This window comes from Actinopolymorpha pittospori (assembly GCF_014873875.1).
In the GTDB taxonomy this organism is placed as follows: Bacteria; Actinomycetota; Actinomycetes; order Propionibacteriales; family Actinopolymorphaceae; genus Actinopolymorpha; species Actinopolymorpha pittospori.
Genome location: NZ_JADBEM010000001.1, coordinates 6,618,096 through 6,637,873 on the forward strand (window position 1 = coordinate 6,618,096; position 19,778 = coordinate 6,637,873).

A 19,778-nucleotide genomic window follows, 5' to 3' on the forward strand; every position below is an offset into this window, starting at 1 on the left:
GTCGCACCGAGCGGTCACCGACGTCCGCCACACACCACCTGACGCCCCTCGGCGCCGTCGAGGGCACACCACATCAGGGGCACCACCCCATCGGGGCACCGAGTCATCGAGGCCCGCGGGTCCCTCAAGGAAGGAAGACCGTGACCGAGCAGGAGCAGCCGGAGCAGCGGGCGACTCGACTCTGGGGCGGTCGGTTCGCCGGCGGGCCCGCGCAGGCGCTGGCCGCGCTGTCCAGGTCGGTGCACTTCGACTGGCGCCTCGCGCCGTACGACGTCGCGCAGACCGGCGCGCACGCGCGCGTCCTGCGCCGGGCCGGACTGCTGTCCGCCGAGGAACTCGGCCAGGTGCTCGACGCCCTGCGCAGTCTCGCCGACGACGTACGCACCGGTGCCGTCCAGCCGGCGCCCGACGACGAGGACGTCCACACCGCGGTCGAGCGGGAGCTGCTCGCGCGGCTCGGGCCGCTCGGCGGCAAGCTGCGCGCCGGCCGCAGCCGCAACGACCAGGTGGCGACCGACTTCCGGCTCTACCTGCGCACGCAGGCCCGGCACATCGCCGCCGCGGTCGCGGAGTTGCAGGACGCCCTGCTCGACCAGGCCGAACGGCACGCGGGATCACCCGCACCCGGATTCACCCATCTCCAGCACGCCCAGCCGGTGTCGTTCGGGCACGAGCTGGCCAAGCACGTCCACGCCCTCGCCCGCGACGTCGACCGTCTCCAGGACTGGGACGACCGTGCGGCCACCTCCCCGCTCGGCGCGGGTGCACTCGCCGGCTCGTCGCTGCCGCTCGACCCGGAGGCAGCGGCCGCCGACCTCGGCTTCGCCCGGGCCGCGGAGAACTCCATCGACGCCGTGTCCGACCGCGACTTCGTGGCGGAGTTCCTCTTCTGTACGGCGATGCTCGGCGTCCATCTGTCGCGCCTGGGCGAGGAGTACTGCCTGTGGGCCTCGACGGAGTTCGGCTGGGTCCGGCTCGACGACGCCTTCGCCACCGGCTCCTCGATCATGCCGCAGAAGAAGAACCCCGACATCGCCGAACTCGTCCGCGGCAAGTCAGGTCGGCTGATCGGCAACCTCACCGGCCTGCTGGCGACCCTGAAGGGCCTGCCGTTCGCCTACAACCGCGATCTCCAGGAGGACAAGGAGTCGGTCTTCGACTCGGTCGACCAGCTCCTCCTCGTACTCCCCGCGCTCGCCGGGATGGTGGCGACCAGCACCTTCGACACCGACCGGATGGCTGCGGCGGCCCCGCTGGGCTTCGCCCTCGCGACCGACGTCGCCGAATGGCTGGTCCGGCAGGGCGTGGCGTTCCGGGACGCGCACGAGATCTCCGGCGCCTGTGTCCAGGAGTGCGAGAAGCGAGGGATCGACCTGCCGGAACTCTCCGACGCCGACCTCGCCGCGATCTCACCCCACCTCACCCCGGAGGTGCGGTCGGTCCTGTCCGTCCAGGGCGCCCTGGACGCCCGGTCCGCGCTCGGAGGTACGGCACCGGCGCGGGTCCGCGAGCAGTTGGAGCGGCTGCGGGCGCGCACGCGGACGGCGGCGGAGTGGTCGGCCGAGTCGGCTGGGTCATCCGAGTCGTCCCAGTCGTCCCAGTCGGCCGAGTGACCACGTAGGGGCAGGCATGACGGACGACCCGCGCGACGCTCTGGAGCGGCCGATCCTGCAGGTGGCCCCGACGCTCCTCGGACAGGTCGTCGAACACGAGAGTCCGCAGGGACTGGTCGCCGTACGCCTGACCGAGGTCGAGGCGTACGACGGCCCGAACGACCCCGGCTCGCACTCCTACCGGGGACGGACCCCTCGCAACGCGGTGATGTTCGGCCCGCCGGGCTACGCCTACGTCTACTTCACCTACGGCATGCACTGGTGCCTCAACCTCGTCTGTGGTCCCGAGGGACGTCCGAGCGCGGTCCTCCTCCGGGCCGGCGAGGTCATCGAGGGGGAGGAGCTCGCGCGGTCACGCCGTCCGGCCGCACGCACGGCACGTGATCTCGCCCGGGGCCCCGCGCGGCTCGCCCAGGCCCTCGGCCTGGATGGAACGTTCAACGGAGTGGACGTCTGTGACCCCGCCTCGCCGCTGCGGATGAGGTGGGGCACCACCCGGGTCGCCCGGAGGCGGATCAGGCGGGGGCCTCGGGTGGGCCTGGCCGCCGCCCCCGACTGGCCCTGGCGGTTCTGGGTGGACGGCGACCCGACGGTCTCCGCGTACCGGCCATACGCGGCCAAACGCAGGCGTACCACCGCCACGACGGTTGCCCAGGTGGAGCCCACCTCGGGCACCCTGGGAGACGGGTCCGGACCGCGCGAGACTCCGTCCGGGTGACGACCCACATACTGAGCTTCGAGAATGTCGTTGAGAACGCACCCGTCGTCGCGGCTCGCGGCCGGTCGGGTGCTCCGTCCACATGAGGAAGGAACCACGGTGGCCCGTCCCGGGGATCAGACAGTTCTGGACGAGTTGCACTGGCGCGGCCTGGTCGCTGAGGCGACCGACGAGGACGCGCTGCGTGCCGCGCTCGCGCAGGGACCGGTCACCTATTACGTCGGGTTCGACCCGACCGCGCCGAGCCTCCACCACGGCAATCTCGTCCAGCTCGTCACCGCCCGGCGCTTCCAGCAGGCGGGTCACACCCCGCTGCTCCTGATCGGCGGCTCGACCGGGCTGATCGGTGACCCGAAGCCCGACGCCGAGCGCACGCTCAACGACCCCGAGACCGTCGCCGGATGGGTCGAACGCCTGAAGCGACAGGTCGAGCCGTTCGTGTCCTTCGAGGGGCCCAACGCCGCGCGGATCGTCAACAACCTCGACTGGACGGCGCCGGTCAGCATCCTGACGTTCCTCCGCGACATCGGACGCCACTTCCGGGTCAACAAGATGATCCAGAAGGAAGTGGTGAAGACCAGGCTCGAGTCCGACGCCGGGATCGGGTACGCCGAGTTCAGCTACCAGATCCTGCAGGCCTTCGACTACCTCGAGCTCTACCGGCGCTACGGCTGCACGCTGCAGACCGGCGGCAGTGACCAGTGGGGCAACATCACTGCCGGCGTCGACCTGATCCGACGGGCCGAGGGGGCGACCGTGCACGCCCTGGCGACACCGTTGCTCACCAGGTCCGACGGCACGAAGTTCGGCAAGAGCGCGGGCGGCCTCACGGTGTGGCTCGACCCGGAGATGATGTCGCCCTACGCCTTCTACCAGTTCTGGTTCAACACCGCCGACGCCGACGTCGCGCAGTACCTCCGGGTCTTCAGCTTCCGGTCCCGTGAGGAGCTGGAGGAGTTGGAGAAGACCACCGCCGAACGCCCGGCCGCCCGGGAGGCGCAGCGGGTGCTCGCGGAGGAGCTCACCACGCTCGTGCACGGGCAGGAGGAGACCGTCCGGGTGATCGCCGCTTCGGCGGCGTTGTTCGGCCGGGGAACGCTCGGGGAGATCGACGCCAGGACGCTCGACGCCGCGTTGCGGGAGGCGCCGCACGTGCGGGTGGAGGTGGCCGGAGGTACGCCCTTGCCGTCGGTGGCCGACCTGCTCGCCGACGCCGGGCTGGTGCAGAGCCGGTCCGCGGCCCGGCGCACGATCGAGGAGGGTGGCGCCTACCTCAACAACGAGCGGGTGACCGACGTCGACGCCGTACCCACGGCAGGCGACCTGCTGCACGGCAGGTGGCTGGTGCTACGCCGGGGTCGGCGCAGCATGGCCGGCGTCGAGGTCGCGGCCGGCTGAGAGCCCAGGGGCCTAGGGGGACGTCCAGCGCGGCACACACCGCCCTCAGCTCGCCTGGGGCACCGCTGGACGATCACCTGGTAGGACCGTCACTGGTGGGGGGATCCGATCGTCGGGTCCCCCCACCGGCGCGTCGAGGGCTCCCAAGGGGGACGAACGGGACGTCCGCGGGGGTCGCCGATAGCCTGATGCGAACTTTCTTCGCGCCCGACTTGACGGGGAGCCGTGGGGTACGTAAGGTTCTCTACGCCTCGCAGGGATGTGCGGGACGCCGATCGGCGGCCGGGCCAGCGAGGATCCCCTGAAATCTCTCAGCTCATACAACGCGCATTGCGCCTTGTCTTGGCTGCGCGAAGTGAGGGGGCCGATTTGAAAGCAGCCCGATTTGACCAGGTTGCAGGCAGGTCGGTAGCGTGGAGATGTTGTTGGAGAGCGGGACATCAAGTTTTGGTGGCCGATCCGGCGAGATTCATTCCTTCACCAAATGGTTCTGACCGATGGATTTCCATTCGGGCATTATCTGCGGATTGGAATGATGGAGATTCACCGGGCGGATTTGACCGGCTGGTGAGAATCCAGTAAAGTAGAGGAGTTGCCCTGGTTCCGGGCTGGTAGGTCTGGGGCTGGGAAGCGTCTGATCCTTGAGAACTCAACAGCGTGCCGAAAGTCGATGCATAAGTTTGTCCCCGTCTGGGATGCTGGTGCATTTATGTGCTGGTGTTTCGACGGATTCCTTTGGTATGCAGGCGACCTCTTTTGGGGTTGTTTGTTTGCCGGGATGTTTTCTCCAGTTTTCAACGGAGAGTTTGATCCTGGCTCAGGACGAACGCTGGCGGCGTGCTTAACACATGCAAGTCGAGCGGAAAGGCCCTTCGGGGTACTCGAGCGGCGAACGGGTGAGTAACACGTGAGCAACCTGCCTCTAGCTCTGGGATAAGCCCGGGAAACTGGGTCTAATACCGGATATGACTCTTGCTGGCATCGGTGAGGGTGGAAAGATTTATTGGCTAGAGATGGGCTCGCGGCCTATCAGCTTGTTGGTGGGGTAATGGCCTACCAAGGCTTTTACGGGTAGCCGGCCTGAGAGGGCGACCGGCCACACTGGGACTGAGACACGGCCCAGACTCCTACGGGAGGCAGCAGTGGGGAATATTGCACAATGGGCGAAAGCCTGATGCAGCAACGCCGCGTGAGGGATGACGGCCTTCGGGTTGTAAACCTCTTTCAGCGGGGACGAAGCGCAAGTGACGGTACCCGCAGAAGAAGCGCCGGCCAACTACGTGCCAGCAGCCGCGGTAACACGTAGGGCGCGAGCGTTGTCCGGAATTATTGGGCGTAAAGGGCTCGTAGGCGGTTTGTTGCGTCGAAAGTGAAAATCCGGGGCTTAACTCCGGACTTGCTTTCGATACGGGCAGACTAGAGGTAGGCAGGGGAGAGTGGAATTCCTGGTGTAGCGGTGGAATGCGCAGATATCAGGAGGAACACCGGTGGCGAAGGCGGCTCTCTGGGCCTTACCTGACGCTGAGGAGCGAAAGCGTGGGGAGCGAACAGGATTAGATACCCTGGTAGTCCACGCCGTAAACGTTGGGCGCTAGGTGTGGGGGACTTCCACGTCCTCCGTGCCGCAGCTAACGCATTAAGCGCCCCGCCTGGGGAGTACGGCCGCAAGGCTAAAACTCAAAGGAATTGACGGGGGCCCGCACAAGCGGCGGAGCATGTTGCTTAATTCGAGGCAACGCGAAGAACCTTACCTGGGTTTGACATGCAGAGAAATCTCGTAGAGATACGGGGTCCGTAAGGGCTCTGCACAGGTGGTGCATGGCTGTCGTCAGCTCGTGTCGTGAGATGTTGGGTTAAGTCCCGCAACGAGCGCAACCCTCGTCCTATGTTGCCAGCGGGTAATGCCGGGAACTCATAGGAGACTGCCGGGGTCAACTCGGAGGAAGGTGGGGATGAGGTCAAGTCATCATGCCCCTTATGTCCAGGGCTGCAAACATGCTACAATGGTCGGTACAATGGGCTGCGAAATCGTGAGGTGGAGCGAATCCCAAAAAGCCGGCCTCAGTTCGGATCGGGGTCTGCAACTCGACCCCGTGAAGTTGGAGTCGCTAGTAATCGCGGATCAGCAACGCCGCGGTGAATACGTTCCCGGGCCTTGTACACACCGCCCGTCAAGTCATGAAAGTCGGCAATACCCGAAGCCGGTGACCCAACCCTTGTGGAGGGAGCCGTCGAAGGTGGGGCTGGCGATTAGGACTAAGTCGTAACAAGGTAGCCGTACCGGAAGGTGCGGCTGGATCACCTCCTTTCTAAGGAGCTTTTCTGGCAGCGCGTGAGTGTTGTCCAGGGCGCCGTTGTCTGGCCGAGTGTGTCAGAGCGGTGAGCTCATTAGTGGAGCATCGGCTAGTGGGTATCCGTCCAGGGTGTGCCCGCCGTAGTACTGCTCACGTCACTTGTGGTGTGGGTGTGGAAATGGTGGGTGTGGTTGGGTGGTGCTGAGGCACGTTGTTGGGTCCTGAGGGATCAGGCCATGTGGTTTGTGGTTGTGGTTTCTTGGTGGGTCTGCCCTGCGTTCGTACGGCCATTCTTCGTCTGTGGTTTGGGTGTTGGGTGGTGCGCGGCGGTTGTGGGTGGGTTTCCGTTCGTATCTTGAGAACTGCATAGTGGACGCGAGCATCTTTTTTGCCGAGACGTTGTGTGTCTTGTGAGACAAGTTAGTAAGGGCACTCGGTGGATGCCTTGGCACCAGAAGCCGATGAAGGACGTAGGAGCCTGCGAAAAGCCCCGGGGAGTTGGCAACCGAGCTGTGATCCGGGGGTGTCCGAATGGGGAAACCCGGCTGGAGTCATGTCCAGTCACCGGCGCCTGAACACATAGGGCGTTCGGAGGGAACGCGGGGAAGTGAAACATCTCAGTACCCGCAGGAAGAGAAAACAATTGTGATTCCGTGAGTAGTGGCGAGCGAAAGCGGAAGAGGCTAAACCGTGTAGGCGTGATAGCTGGTAGGCGTTGCCTATGCGGGGTTGTGGGATCGTCCGGTCGGAGCTACTGATCCGGCAAGGAGTGATAAACCATCGCGGAAGTCGAAAGGTCTGGAAAGGCCTGGCATAGCAGGTGATACCCCTGTAGACGTAACGTGATGGCTCCTGGACGTTTTCCCAAGTAGCACGGGACCCCTGAAATCCTGTGTGAATCTGGCGGGACCACCCGCTAAGCCTAAATACTCTCTGGTGACCGATAGTGAACCAGTACCGTGAGGGAAAGGTGAAAAGTACCCCGGGAGGGGAGTGAAATAGTCCCTGAAACCGTGTGCCTACAATCCGTCGGAGCGGTCCTTTTGGGCTGTGACGGCGTGCCTTTTGAAGAATGAGCCTGCGAGTTAGTGGTACGTGGCGAGGTTAACCCGTGTGGGGAAGCCGTAGCGAAAGCGAGTCCTAATAGGGCGTTGAGTCGCGTGCTCTAGACCCGAAGCGGAGTGATCTACCCATGGGCAGGGTGAAGCGCGGGTAAGACCGCGTGGAGGCCCGAACCCACCGGCGTTGAAAAGCCGGGGGATGACCTGTGGGTAGGGGTGAAAGGCCAATCAAACTCCGTGATAGCTGGTTCTCCCCGAAATGCATATAGGTGCAGCGTCGCGTGTTTCCTACCGGAGGTAGAGCACTGGATGGTCTAGGGGGCCGACAAGCTTACCGAAATCAGCCAAACTCCGAATGCCGGTAGGTGAGAGCGCGGCAGTGAGACTGCGGGGGATAAGCTTCGTAGTCGAGAGGGAAACAGCCCAGATCACCAGCTAAGGCCCCTAAGCGTTCGCTAAGTGGAAAAGGATGTGGAGTCGCAGAGACAACCAGGAGGTTGGCTTAGAAGCAGCCACCCTTGAAAGAGTGCGTAATAGCTCACTGGTCAAGTGATTCTGCGCCGACAATGTAGCGGGGCTCAAGCGAACCGCCGAAGCTGTGGCATTTGCGTATTTGTTCGGCCGTGTCCTTCGGGGTGCGGTCCAGACGCGTGGATGGGTAGGGGAGCGTCGTGTGGCGTGTGAAGCGGCGGGGTGACCCAGTCGTGGATGCTACACGAGTGAGAATGCAGGCATGAGTAGCGAAAGAGGAGTGAGAAACTCCTCCGCCGAATGACCAAGGGTTCCAGGGCCAGGCTAATCCGCCCTGGGTAAGTCGGGACCTAAGGCGAGGCCGACAGGCGTAGTCGATGGACAACGGGTTGATATTCCCGTACCGGCTTTGTCGCGCCCATGCTGAGTCCGGTGATGCTAAGCGCCCGATCCTGGGATGACCTTTCGGGGTTGTTTCGGGTGAGCGCGTGAACCGATCCGGTAGTAGGCAAGCGATGGGGTGACGCAGGAGGGTAGCTCTACGCGGCGATGGTAGTCCGCGGGCAAGGGTGTAGGGCGAGGCGTAGGTAAATCCGCGTCTCTTGTGCTTGAGACCTGATGCCGAGCCGATTGAGGCGAAGTGAGTGATCCCATGCTGCCGAGAAAAACCTCTAGCGAGTGGCAAGGCCGCCCGTACCCCAAACCGACACAGGTGGTCAGGTAGAGAATACCAAGGCGATCGGGCGAACCATGGTTAAGGAACTCGGCAAAATGCCCCCGTAACTTCGGGAGAAGGGGGACCGGATCCGTGAGGGGACTTGCTCCCTGTAGCGGTGAAGGTCGCAGAGACCAGGCCCAAGCGACTGTTTACTAAAAACACAGGTCCGTGCGAAGTCGCAAGACGATGTATACGGACTGACGCCTGCCCGGTGCTGGAACGTTAAGGGGACCGGTTAGACCTTCGGGTCGAAGCTGAGAACTTAAGCGCCAGTAAACGGCGGTGGTAACTATAACCATCCTAAGGTAGCGAAATTCCTTGTCGGGTAAGTTCCGACCTGCACGAATGGCGTAACGACTTGGGCGCTGTCTCAACCATGGACCCGGCGAAATTGCATTACGAGTAAAGATGCTCGTTACGCGCAGCAGGACGGAAAGACCCCGGGACCTTTACTACAGCTTGGTATTGGCGGTCGGTTCGGTTTGTGTAGGATAGGTGGGAGACTGTGAAACCTGGACGCCAGTTCGGGTGGAGTCAACGTTGAAATACCACTCTGATCGTATTGGCTGTCTAACCTCGGTCCGTTATCCGGATCAGGGACAGTGCCTGGTGGGTAGTTTAACTGGGGCGGTTGCCTCCCAAAATGTAACGGAGGCGCCCAAAGGTTCCCTCAGCCTGGTTGGCAATCAGGTGTTGAGTGCAAGTGCACAAGGGAGCTTGACTGTGAGACCGACAGGTCGAGCAGGGACGAAAGTCGGGACTAGTGATCTTACGGTGGCACGTGGAAGCGCCGTGACTCAACGGATAAAAGGTACCCCGGGGATAACAGGCTGATCTTGCCCAAGAGTCCATATCGACGGCATGGTTTGGCACCTCGATGTCGGCTCGTCGCATCCTGGGGCCGGAGCAGGTCCCAAGGGTTGGGCTGTTCGCCCATTAAAGCGGTACGCGAGCTGGGTTTAGAACGTCGTGAGACAGTTCGGTCCCTATCCGCTGTGCGCGCAGGAGACTTGAGAAGGGCTGTCCCTAGTACGAGAGGACCGGGACGGACGAACCTCTGGTGTGCCAGTTGTTCTGCCAAGAGCACCGCTGGTTGGCTACGTTCGGGAGTGATAACCGCTGAAGGCATCTAAGCGGGAAGCACGCTTCAAGATGAGGTCTCCCACCGGGTTAACCGGGTAAGGCCCCCAGTAGACGACTGGGTTGATAGGCCAGATGTGGAAGCGAGGACGAAAGACTCGTGGAGCTGACTGGTACTAATAGGCCGAGGGCTTGTCTTCACACTCTCATGTTTTTTCGTCGTGTTGGCTTGAAAGATTGTGCGTCCACTATGCGGTTCTGAAGGTACGGGCCGGATCCATCACTCACCCCAACGTTTGTTGTGGTTGTTGGGTGTGGTGGGCCTGATATTTTCATAGGGTTACGGCGGTCATGGCGAAGGGGAAACACCCGGTCCCATTCCGAACCCGGAAGTTAAGCTCTTCAGCGCCGATGGTACTGCAGGAGGGATCCTGTGGGAGAGTAGGACACCGCCGGACATTCTTTCGTTGAGGGCCACCCCGCATGGGGTGGCCCTTGACGCATGTACGGAAAGCCGCGTCGACCAGTCCGCACGGCAACCGCGACAACTCGCTGGCAGCCGTCCTGGGGACGCGATCGTCGGTGGATTTGTCGCTGGTGCACCAGGCCCGCGGGATGCCGAGCTCGGCTCCGATGCGGGACCTGTGCCGGTCATCGCACCCCACGCGGTCCGCCGGCCGCGAAGCGCCGTTCGAGATGGCGCGCCCAATGCCGCGCAGGCGGGATTCGGCGTGCTGCCGGCGGCACGGCAAAATGGTAGTTCGGACGTTCTGAGGAGCACGATGAGCGACAGTTCGAGGCGCGGCGAAGATCGGGACCGCGATCGGCGTGACAGCGGCCGCGACAAGCGTTCGGGAGGCGGTGCCTCCCGAGGTCGGAGCGACGGTGCTGCCGGCGCCCGGGGCTCGCGCTCCTCGGGGACCGGCGGGCGCCCCGGAGGCCGCTTCGGCCAGGGCGGGTCCGGTCGTTCCGAGGGACGTCGTGACTCGAGTCAGGACCGGCGCGGCTCGGGACGATCTTCTGATCGGACCACCGGGTCTACGGGAGCGCGCTCGGGCGGCAGCCGTTTCGGTGGCGCCGGCGGCTCCCGGGACGGTTCTGGACGCCAGGACGGCGGCGCACGCGGTGCTGGAGGTGGCACCCGCGGTAGCGGCGGCTTCGGCGGCGCACGAGGTTCCGGTTCTGGAGATCGGCGGAGCGATTCGCCTCGTCGTAGTGATTCCCAGGGCTACCGCGGCGGCTCGTCCGGACGTTCGTCGAGTGCTTCGGGCGCCGGCCGGTCGAGTTGGGACAAGCCGTCGCGCACTTCGCGCTCTGACCAGGGTGATCGTGGGGGGCGTTCGGAGCGTCGGGATTGGAACGATCGGCCTGAGCGGAGTTCGCGGCCTGAGCGGAGCGACCGCGGGGATCGCCCCGGTCGCTCAGGTGGTGGCTTCGGACGTTCGTCGAGTGCTTCGGGCGCCGGCCGGTCGAGTTGGGACAAGCCGTCCCGGACTTCGCGCTCTGACCAGGGTGATCGTGGGGGGCGTTCGGAGCGTCGGGATTGGAACGATCGGCCTGAGCGGAGTTCGCGGCCTGAGCGAAGTGACCGTACGGATCGTGGGGGGCGTTCGGAGCGTCGGGATTGGAATGACCGGCCTGAGCGGAGTTCGCGGCCTGAGCGGAGCGACCGCGGGGATCGCCCCGGTCGCACGACTGGCGGCTCCGGACGGGGTCGCTTCAGCGAGGGCGACCGCCCGGCCGGGCGTTCCGCGACTGGCGCTGGTGGGCCTTCTCGCGCCGGATCCGGGCGCTCGCAGGGATCGTCGGCCTCGCGTTCTGGAGGCTACGCGGGGAAGGGCACCGGGTCGGACCGCCCAGGACGAAGCGGCGAGAAGCCGGAAAGGCGAAGCTTCGACGACCGCCGGAGCGGGCGGCCGTCGGACGCTCGGTCAGCCGGCAGCGATCGGCGCGACGGTTACGGCGAGCGTCGCCGCGGAGGCACCCGTGACCGTGAGGTCGCGGCGACCGTCGTTTCCGGGCCACCCATCCCCAGCGAGATCACCGGCCTGGAGCTCGATCCGGAGGTACGCCGTCAACTCGGCACCCTCAGCAAGGCGGCAGCAGACCGGGTGGCACGCCATCTCGTCGCGGCCGGCCAACTGGTCGACGACGAGCCCGAGACGGCGTTGGCCCACGCGATGGAGGCACGTCGCGAGGGCTCGCGCCTGGGTGTCGTCCGGGAGGCGGTGGGCTACACGGCCTACGCCGTGGGCAACTTCGAGCAGGCCCTGGCGGAGTTTCGTGCCGCCCGCCGGATGACCGGCTCCGCGGAGTACTTCCCGGTGATGGCCGACAGCGAGCGCGGCCTGGGCCGGCCCGAACGCGCCCTCGAGCTGATCGCGAGCGTGGATCGGACCGAGCTGGACCCGGTCGAACGCATCGAACTCCTGATCGTCGAGGCGGGGGCGCGTCGCGACCTCGGCCAGGCTGCTGCGGCGTTGGCGGTGCTCGATGTCCCCGCCCTGCAGGGTCGAGCCTCCGACACGGCCGTCGCCCGAGTCCGCTACGCCTACGCCGACACGCTCGAGGAACTCGGCCGCACGGACGAGGCTGCGCAGTGGTTCGAGCGCGCGATCGACGCGGATCCCGAGGGGGAGACCGACGCCGAGGAGCGCCTCGCCCGGCTGACCTGACCCGGTGTCAGAACTTCTCCACAGCTGCCGGATCGGTGGGCGTGTCCACAGCGCTCACGGCGGGCATGGCGGCTCCTACCGGCTGAGAGAAGAGTTGGCGGCGCCAACCTTCTGTCGAGCCGGAGGTAGTCGTCATGACCGACGCACCAGACGACACAGGTCCCGCCGTTCCACCACATCGCAACGAGGTCCTGCTGGTCGGCCGGGTCGCGGCGCCCGCGGTCCGTCGTGACCTGCCCAGCGGGGCCGTCGTGGTCTCCGTCCGCGTGGTCGTGGAGCGAGATCCGCTGACCTTGCGGGAGCGGTCCGCCCGGGTGGATGCGATCGACTGCGCGTCGTGGGTGGCGACCTGCCACGCCGCGATGGAGGAATGGCAGGCGGGCGACGTCGTCGAGGTCGCTGGAACGCTGCGGCGGCGGTTTCGGCACAGTGAGGCCGGTCCGATCAGTCGCTACGAGGTCGAAGCCGATCGAGTCCGCCTTCTTGCTCCGAAGGAGCGGGTTCATGCTCCCCGAACGCGCGCATGACGAAGCCGGTGCGTGGTTTGGGTCCGAACGAGGTCGACTTCCGCGGCATCCGCCCACCCGCGCGGGCGACGGCCTGGACCGTCGCCACGTCGACGGGGTTGAGAAGGATCGCGATACCCCCACCGTCGCGGGCGCGTTGTGCCGCGGCGGCTTCGGTGTGGTCATAGCCGATCTGGTTCTCGCCCACGCCGACGATCCTCTCGAGCAACATGCCGTGCAGGACCTCCGTGTCGAGCGCGGGCAGGTGGCGCGGTTCGCCCGTGTCGAGCCGCGCCTCCTCCGCACCCTCCGGGGATGGGCGACCAGCGCCTGGCGCCCGGGTGCCCTCCTGCGCGCCGGCGGCCTGTCCGGTGAGCGGAAGGCTGAGCAGCTCCCACTGCTTACCGTCGGTCAGAAGGAACGCGTGTCGCTCGCCGCGGCAGGCCGCGAGCGCCGCGTGCGCCTGGGTGGCGTCCGCGCCGTAGGAATCGATCCGAAACGCACTCGCCGCGGCGGCGGTGACGTCCGCGAGGGTCACCCCCGACACCGTTCGGTGGATGGCGGTGAGCTCGAGTGGATGGGCGCGCTGGTCGACGAGAAGTGCGAGGCCGCTGTCCCAGGGGCCGGCGCCGGCGCCGCGGGCGCGCATCTCTTCCTGCAGCCGCAGATAGGTCGCATACCGGTGGTGCCCGTCCGCGATCAGTGCCTGTCGTGGCGCGAGGTCGGCCGCGATGGCCGCCAACGCCGTAGGGTCGCTGATCCGCCAGATTCGATGCTCCGACCCGTCCGTCGCGGGCGCGTCGATCAACGGCGCAACACGGACCGCCGCCTCCACGAGTTCGCTGGCGACCCCGCCGCCGTCGTAGACGAGCAGGATGGGTTCGAGATTGGCCGCACAGGCCGACATCAGGGCCAACCGGTCTGCGACCGGCCCGGGCAGCACGTCCTCGTGGGGGAGGATCACCCCTTCTTCGGCCTGTCGCAGTCCGACCGCTCCGAGCAGCCCGCGAAGGATCACCGGCCGGCCGGTGAGGGTTTCCGTCCGCTGCTCGTAGACATACAGGGCGGGCTCGCCGTCCACCCGCAACACACCGTCCTCGCGCCAGCTGGCAAACAGTGCCGCCGCGCGCCGGTAGTGCTCGCGCCCGTTCTCCTCGGCCGCCGGCGGGCGACGGTCCGTCGTCCAGTCGGCGGGTCCAGCGGGACGTGGAAGGATGACCCGGACAATGTTGTGCGGTTCGGCCGCGGCCAGTGCCGCCACCGTTTCGCGGTCGAGGACGTCATAGGGCGGGGACGTGACGGCGGCCAGATCACTGACCTGATCGGCCGCATACCGCAGGCCACGAAACGGCGAGAGCACGAGTGGGCGGTTGGTTGGGGCGGTATCAGTCACGCTGGGCATGGTAGGTCGCCGCCCGCGGCCACTGTGAACGACGTGCATACCTGCTGACATACCCGTCAGGAATAGCGCCGCGCCCCCGCCGGTTGAGTGGGCCTTGAGGACGGGAGGTAAACGTGACCGAGAACACCGCTGGCGAACCCCGTGGGGACGTCTACGACTGGTATCGCCGTGGGGTCGAACTCCTCGAAGCCGGTGACTCCGCTGCCGCCGCCCAGGTGCTTGGCCACGCCCAGAACGCCGAGCCCGCGTCGAAGTCGATTCGGGAGGCACTGGCACGTGCCCTGTTCAACAGCCGACAGTACGCCGACTCCGCGGCCACCTTCGAAGGGCTGGTCGAGGAGAATCCTTCCGACGATTACGCCCATTTCGGGCTCGGCCTAGCGCTGAGCCGGATGGGGCGCCACGATGCCGCCGCGCCGCACCTCGCGATGGCGGCGGCGATGCGCCCGACGTCGGATCACTACACCGGTGCCCTCCGACAGGTGAGGGCCACGCTGAAAGCGCGGGAGGACATGCAGTGACCGGCTCGATCACGCCCGAGGCAGATCCCGATCCGGGGCTGACACCACTGGCCGGGGCGATCCGACCGCTGGTGGAACTCTTCGACACCGGACTGTTCGACCTCGACGGCGTGGTCTACGTCGGCGCGGACGCGGTACCGCGGGCTCCGGAGGAGCTGAAGCGGGCCCGTGCCGAAGGCCTACGGGTCACGTTCGTGACCAACAACGCATCTCGTACACCGGACGCGGTCATCGACCACCTGCGCAAGGTGGGGGTGGCCGCGTCCGTCGACGACGTGGTGACGTCGGCACAGGCGGCGGCTCGGCTGGTCGCCGACCGGGTGCCCGCCGGGTCCCGCGTCCTCGTGGTCGGCGGTGAGGGCCTCCTGGTCGCGGTCCGCGAGCGTGGCCTTGTCCCCGTCGCCTCGGCCGCCGACGATCCCGCCGCGGTGGTCCAGGGCTTCCATCCGAGCGTGGGCTGGCGCAACCTCGCGGAAGGGGCATACGCCCTGGCGAGGGACATCCCCTGGGTGGCGTCCAACGTCGACCGGACCCTGCCCACCGACGGCGGTTTGGCGCCTGGCAACGGCACGCTCGTCGAGGTGATTCGGCTGGCTACCGGGAAGACGCCGGTCATCGCCGGGAAGCCGGCACCTCCGCTGTTCCACGAGACGGTGGAGCGCGTGGGTGGCAAACGGCCGCTCGTGATCGGTGACCGACTCGACACCGACATCGAGGGAGCCCATGCCGCCGGAATGCCGAGCCTGTTGGTGCTGACCGGAGTCACGACCCTCGACGATCTCGTCGCGGCGCCGCCGAACCACCGACCCACCTACCTCGCCAACGATCTGGCCGGCCTGTTCACCACGCATCCAGCGCCACGGCGCGAGCCGAACGGTGCTCGGTGCGGCGCCTGGACGGCCACGATCGAGGACGCGTCCCGGGACGACGGCGGCGCGGCCGGCCGGTCCTCGCGCGCGCGGGTTCGACTGAGCGGCTCCGGTGACCCGATGGACGGCGCCCGGGCTCTGCTCAGCGCCGTCTGGGCGACCGACGACCCGGGCGAGATCGACGCCGCGGAGGCCCTGGAAGTCCTGCGCGCCCACCGGAAGTCCATGGGCTAGTGTCGAGTGGCGGGCCGGTCACGGTCCGCTGGTCAGACTCACTGATCAGGTTCTCGGCACCACCCGGTCGTGACGTGGTGGAAACGTCGGGCCGCCACGGGGAGCGTCGAGGCAAGGAGACACAGGCAGCGTGGAACACCAAACACCGGGGGAGCGCCCGGCCTTCTCCCACTCGGGCGAGCCCGAGTCGGTGTCGGTCGCGCCGCCCTACGACGACGCCGAGACGGTGTCGACCGGCGCGGATGTTGCCTACGACCCCACCGGCAGGCCCGACGTCGACGCCGTCCTCGACCGGCTGACCGAGCTCGAAGGGCTCCCGCCGAGCGAGCACATCGACATCTACGAGGACGCCCATCGCCGTCTGCACGAGACCTTGCTGGCGGCGGGAGAAGGCCGTGAGGATCGCGCTGGGCAGCCCTGAGCGGTCGGGTCAGCGGTCGGGTCCAGGAGGGCCCTCCGGGCGGGCGCGCCTCGATGTCGAGTTGGTACGCCGGGGGCTCGCGCGTTCGCGTGACCACGCCGTCGAACTCGTCGCGCGCGGCAGGGTGCGAGTCGGCGGTGTCGCCGCGACCAAGGCCTCCCGCCCGGTGACGCCTGACGACCAGCTCGAGGTCGACGACACCGGCACCGATTTCGTCTCGCGCGGCGGTCACAAGCTCGTCGGTGCGCTCTCGGCCTTCGGCCCACACGGGTTGACCGTCGAGGGCCGGCGCTGCCTGGACGCGGGTGCCTCCACCGGGGGTTTCACCGAGGTCCTGCTTCGGTCCGGCGCCACCCGGGTGGTGGCGGTCGACGTGGGCCGAGACCAGCTCGTACCGGCCCTGCGTGCCCACCCGCTGGTCGACGTCCACGAGCGGACCCACGTCCGCGATCTCCGGCCGGAGCAGGTGGGCGGAACCGTCGACCTGCTCGTCGCCGACCTGTCGTTCATCTCACTCACCGTCGTCATGCCCGCCCTGCGACGACTCGTCGAGGAGGGCGGCGACCTGGTGCTCCTCGTCAAGCCGCAGTTCGAGGTCGGCAAGTCCCGCCTGGGCCGTGGTGGCGTCGTCCGCGACCCCGCGCTCCGGCACGACGCCATCCGCGGTGTCGCCCGGGCCGCCGCTGAGGTGGGTCTCGGCGTCGCCGGCCTAACCGTGAGCCCGATCCAGGGACCGGCCGGTAACACGGAGTACTTTCTGTGGCTCCGCGCGGACGCGCCGTCCTTCCGGGAGAGCGCACTCGACACACTCGAAACACCAGACCAGGACAGCGAACCACCGAAGGAGTCTCCGCTGTGACTGACGAACGCACAGTGCTCCTCGTGGTTCACACGGGGAGATCGGAAGCCACCCATCTGGCCAGGGAGTCGGCCGCGAAGCTCGCGCACGCCGGCGTCGGCGTACGCCTGCTCGCTCCCGACGCCGAGGACGTGGGAGTGGACAAGGCCGAGGTCGTCGAGGTGACCCCCACGGCGGCCGAAGGCTGCGAGATGGTGATGGTGCTCGGCGGTGACGGCACCATTCTGCGGGGCGCCGAGGTGGCGCGGGCCTCTGGCACACCTGTCCTCGGGGTCAACCTCGGGCACATCGGATTCCTCGCCGAGTCCGAGCGCGACGACCTCGACGTCACCATCGACCACGTCGTCCACAGGAAGTACGCCGTCGAGGAGCGGATGACCCTCGACGTGACCATCACCTACAACGGTGGCGTGGTCGCCTCGCAGTGGGCACTGAACGAAGCCAGCATCGAGAAGTCGGCGCGGGAGCGGATGCTCGAGATGGTCGTCGAGGTCGACGGGCGGCCCCTGTCGCGCTGGGGCGCCGACGGCATCGTCGCGGCGACGCCAACGGGTTCGACGGCCTACGCGTTCTCCGCGGGCGGCCCGATCGTGTGGCCCGAGCTCGAGGCGATGCTGGTGGTGCCGCTGAGCGCGCACGCGCTGTTCTCCCGTCCCCTCGTCGTCTCGCCGCGTTCGGTGGTGGCCGTCGAGCTGATGCACCGCAACACCGAGCCCGGCGTCCTGTGGTGCGACGGACGTCGTACGGAGGAGCTTCCGCCCGGAGCACGTGTGGAGGTCCGCCGTGGCGTGCAGCCGGTCCGGTTGGCCCGACTGCACCGCGGACTGTTCACCGACCGCCTGGTGGCGAAGTTCGGCCTGCCCGTGCAGGGCTGGCGCGGCGGTCTGGACCAGCCCCCACGGCACGCGGCGGCCGATGTCGGGGCCGTACGACGGAAGCGTCCGACACCACCGGTGGACGAGCACTCGGACGACGTCGGCGCGACCCCGTAGAGTTCCGGCGATGCTGGAGGAGATCCGGATCCAAGGACTCGGCGTCATCGACGACGCCGTACTCGATCTCGACGCAGGCCTGACCGTCGTCACCGGCGAAACCGGCGCCGGGAAGACGATGGTGGTGACGGGTCTGTCGTTGCTGCTCGGCGGCCGTGCCGACGCGGGGCTGGTCCGCCCCAACGCCGACCGTGCGGTGGTCGAGGGACGGGTTCGGCTCGACGGCGCCTCGCCCGCTGCCCGCCGTGCCGTCGACGCGGGCGCCCAGCTCGACGACGACACCCTGATCGTGATGCGCACGATCTCCCGCGACGGCCGCTCACGCGCCTACGCCGGCGGAACGGGCGTACCAGCCGCGGTTCTGGCCGAGCTCGCCGACGAGACCGTCGCGCTGCACGGACAGTCCGACCAGATGCGACTGCTGCGGCCGTCCCGCCAGCGCCAGATCCTCGACCGCTACGCCGGAACCGCCGTCGAGGCGCCGCTCACGACCTATCGGGCCCGCTACGCCCGGCTCGCCGAGGTCGAGGCGGACCTCACCGAGCTGGTGGCACGTGCCCGCGAACGAGCCCAGGAAGCCGACCTGCTCCGGTTCGGGCTGGTCGAGGTCGAGGCCGCCGATCCCCAGCCCGGCGAGGACAAGGCACTGGCCGCCGAGGAGGACCGCCTCGCCTACGCCGACTCCCTGCGAGGTGCCGCCGCACAGGCGCACGCGGCGCTGACCGGCGACGACGACCCGGCGGCCGAGGCGGTCGACGCCCTCTCACAGGTCGCGGCGGCCCGCAAGGCACTCGACGCCGCGGGCGTCCACGACCCGGAGCTCGCGGGGGTGTCCGACCGGCTTGCCGAGGCGGCGGTCCTGCTCGCCGACGCGGGCGCGGACCTTGCCTCCTACGCCGCCGGTGTCGACACCGACCCGCTGCGGCTGCAGGCGATCGGTGAGCGACGCGCGGTGCTTGGTGCCCTGACCCGCAAGTACGGCGACTCCATCGACGAGGTGCTCGAGTGGGCGCGGCGTTCCGCGCAGCGGCTCGGCGAGTTGGACGGCTCCGACGATCGGATCGTCGGACTGCGGGCCGAACGCCAGGACCTCCTCGCCGCGCTCGCGAAGCTGGCCGGCCAGGTCAGCGCCGCTCGCTGCGCCGCTGCCGAACGACTCGGCGTGGCCGTGACGGCCGAGTTGGCTGCGCTCGCGATGCCGCACGCCGTTCTGACCGCCGACGTCGCCCAGACAGAGGTGGTCGATCCGGCGGAGTCGGAGGAGGGGTCGGGCAAGCGCCGGACCGGCGCGTCCGGGCGCACGTCGCCACCTTCGGCCGGCCAGACACCTGCCGAGGGCACCCGCAAGGCTCTGCTCGTCGACGGCCGCTGGCTGTCCTTCGGTCCGCACGGTGTCGACGAGGTGGAGCTGCGGCTGAGCCCGCACCCAGGAGCGCCGGCGCGACCGGTGCAGCGCGGCGCGTCCGGAGGTGAGCTGTCGCGGGTGATGCTCGCCGTCGAGGTGGTGTTCGCCGGAGTCGACGGGGTGCCGACGTTCGTGTTCGACGAGGTCGACGCGGGGGTCGGTGGCCGGGCGGCGGTGGAGATCGGCCGTCGACTCGCTCGGCTCGCGACCAACGCCCAGGTCGTGGTGGTCACGCACCTTCCGCAGGTCGCCGCGTTCGCCGACCGGCACTACGTCGTACGCAAGAGCAACGACGGCTCGGTCACGCGCAGCGGCCTGACCCGGCTGGACGACGACGGCAGGGTGGAGGAGTTGGCCCGGATGCTCGCCGGCCTCGACGACTCGGCCAGCGCTCGCGCCCACGCCGAGGAGTTGCTCGCGACGGCTGCCGCGGCGCGCACGCCGAAGCGGACGACCAGCCGACGGGCGAAGAAGGCCGGCGGTGCCGGAGCGTCCAGGGGCGATTCCGCAAAGTAGTGAAGCGGTCGCGTTGCGCCACGCC

13 protein-coding genes and 3 rRNA genes are annotated in these 19,778 nt (G+C 67.6%); 14 read left to right on the forward strand and 2 right to left on the reverse strand.

The window, feature by feature from the left end; all coding sequences use genetic code 11:
* Positions 1-140 precede the first annotated feature (140 nt).
* From argH to rrf, 6 genes are all read left to right on the forward strand, one after another.
* Positions 141-1,613, forward strand: coding sequence for an argininosuccinate lyase (argH, locus tag HEB94_RS30850; protein WP_192753131.1), 1,473 nt, complete (start codon positions 141-143; stop codon positions 1,611-1,613).
* A gap of 16 nt (positions 1,614-1,629) precedes the next feature.
* Positions 1,630-2,331, forward strand: a complete 702-nt coding sequence (locus HEB94_RS30855) for a DNA-3-methyladenine glycosylase (protein ID WP_192753132.1) — start codon at positions 1,630-1,632, stop codon at positions 2,329-2,331.
* 99 nt (positions 2,332-2,430) lie between these two features.
* On the forward strand, positions 2,431-3,729 hold the full coding sequence (tyrS, locus tag HEB94_RS30860; protein WP_337918064.1) for a tyrosine--tRNA ligase: 1,299 nt from the start codon (positions 2,431-2,433) through the stop codon (positions 3,727-3,729).
* A gap of 794 nt (positions 3,730-4,523) precedes the next feature.
* Positions 4,524-6,038: ribosomal RNA gene (locus tag HEB94_RS30865) — 16S ribosomal RNA — on the forward strand.
* A gap of 398 nt (positions 6,039-6,436) precedes the next feature.
* A 23S ribosomal RNA gene (locus HEB94_RS30870) occupies positions 6,437-9,553 on the forward strand.
* A gap of 141 nt (positions 9,554-9,694) precedes the next feature.
* Positions 9,695-9,811: ribosomal RNA gene (gene rrf / locus HEB94_RS30875) — 5S ribosomal RNA — on the forward strand.
* The 16S, 23S and 5S rRNA genes sit together here, the layout of an rRNA operon.
* A 1,473-nt stretch (positions 9,812-11,284) precedes the next feature.
* Here the strand turns inward: rrf and HEB94_RS30880 are convergent.
* The gene (locus HEB94_RS30880) at positions 11,285-11,431 is read right to left on the reverse strand and encodes a hypothetical protein (RefSeq protein ID WP_192753134.1); all 147 of its coding nucleotides are present in this window, start codon (positions 11,429-11,431) and stop codon (positions 11,285-11,287) included.
* 33 nt (positions 11,432-11,464) lie between these two features.
* Here HEB94_RS30880 and HEB94_RS30885 point away from each other — a divergent pair, with 33 nt between their 5' ends.
* The gene (locus HEB94_RS30885; protein ID WP_192753135.1) at positions 11,465-12,028 is read left to right on the forward strand and encodes a tetratricopeptide repeat protein; all 564 of its coding nucleotides are present in this window, start codon (positions 11,465-11,467) and stop codon (positions 12,026-12,028) included.
* Between the two features lie 134 nt (positions 12,029-12,162).
* A complete protein-coding gene (locus HEB94_RS30890; RefSeq protein WP_192753136.1) occupies positions 12,163-12,555 on the forward strand; it encodes a single-stranded DNA-binding protein in 393 nt (130 codons plus the stop codon).
* Here HEB94_RS30890 and HEB94_RS30895 read toward each other — a convergent pair.
* Positions 12,473-13,927: a DUF1015 family protein gene (locus HEB94_RS30895; protein ID WP_202896648.1), complete on the reverse strand. Its 1,455-nt coding sequence runs from the start codon at positions 13,925-13,927 to the stop codon at positions 12,473-12,475. The genes HEB94_RS30890 and HEB94_RS30895 overlap by 83 nt on opposite strands.
* A 122-nt stretch (positions 13,928-14,049) precedes the next feature.
* On the opposite strand from HEB94_RS30895, the gene HEB94_RS51330 reads away from it, so the two are divergent.
* The 6 genes from HEB94_RS51330 to recN all read left to right on the forward strand — a co-directional run bounded on the left by HEB94_RS51330 (position 14,050) and on the right by recN (position 19,753).
* Positions 14,050-14,457, forward strand: a complete 408-nt coding sequence (locus HEB94_RS51330) for a tetratricopeptide repeat protein (protein WP_192753138.1) — start codon at positions 14,050-14,052, stop codon at positions 14,455-14,457.
* Positions 14,454-15,560, forward strand: a complete 1,107-nt coding sequence (locus HEB94_RS30905) for an HAD-IIA family hydrolase (RefSeq protein WP_337918065.1) — start codon at positions 14,454-14,456, stop codon at positions 15,558-15,560. Before HEB94_RS51330 ends, HEB94_RS30905 begins: the two co-directional genes overlap by 4 nt.
* Before the next feature lie 130 nt (positions 15,561-15,690).
* Complete coding sequence (locus HEB94_RS30910) at positions 15,691-15,981, forward strand: hypothetical protein (protein WP_192753139.1); 291 nt, start codon at positions 15,691-15,693, stop codon at positions 15,979-15,981.
* Positions 15,968-16,840 carry a TlyA family RNA methyltransferase gene (locus HEB94_RS30915; protein WP_192756774.1) on the forward strand — a complete coding sequence of 291 codons (873 nt, stop codon included), beginning with the start codon at positions 15,968-15,970 and terminating at the stop codon, positions 16,838-16,840. The genes HEB94_RS30910 and HEB94_RS30915 overlap by 14 nt, the downstream gene beginning before the upstream one ends.
* Positions 16,837-17,832, forward strand: a complete 996-nt coding sequence (locus HEB94_RS30920; RefSeq protein WP_192753140.1) for an NAD kinase — start codon at positions 16,837-16,839, stop codon at positions 17,830-17,832. The genes HEB94_RS30915 and HEB94_RS30920 overlap by 4 nt, the downstream gene beginning before the upstream one ends.
* A gap of 10 nt (positions 17,833-17,842) precedes the next feature.
* Complete coding sequence (gene recN, locus HEB94_RS30925) at positions 17,843-19,753, forward strand: DNA repair protein RecN (protein ID WP_192753141.1); 1,911 nt, start codon at positions 17,843-17,845, stop codon at positions 19,751-19,753.
* Positions 19,754-19,778 lie beyond the last annotated feature (25 nt).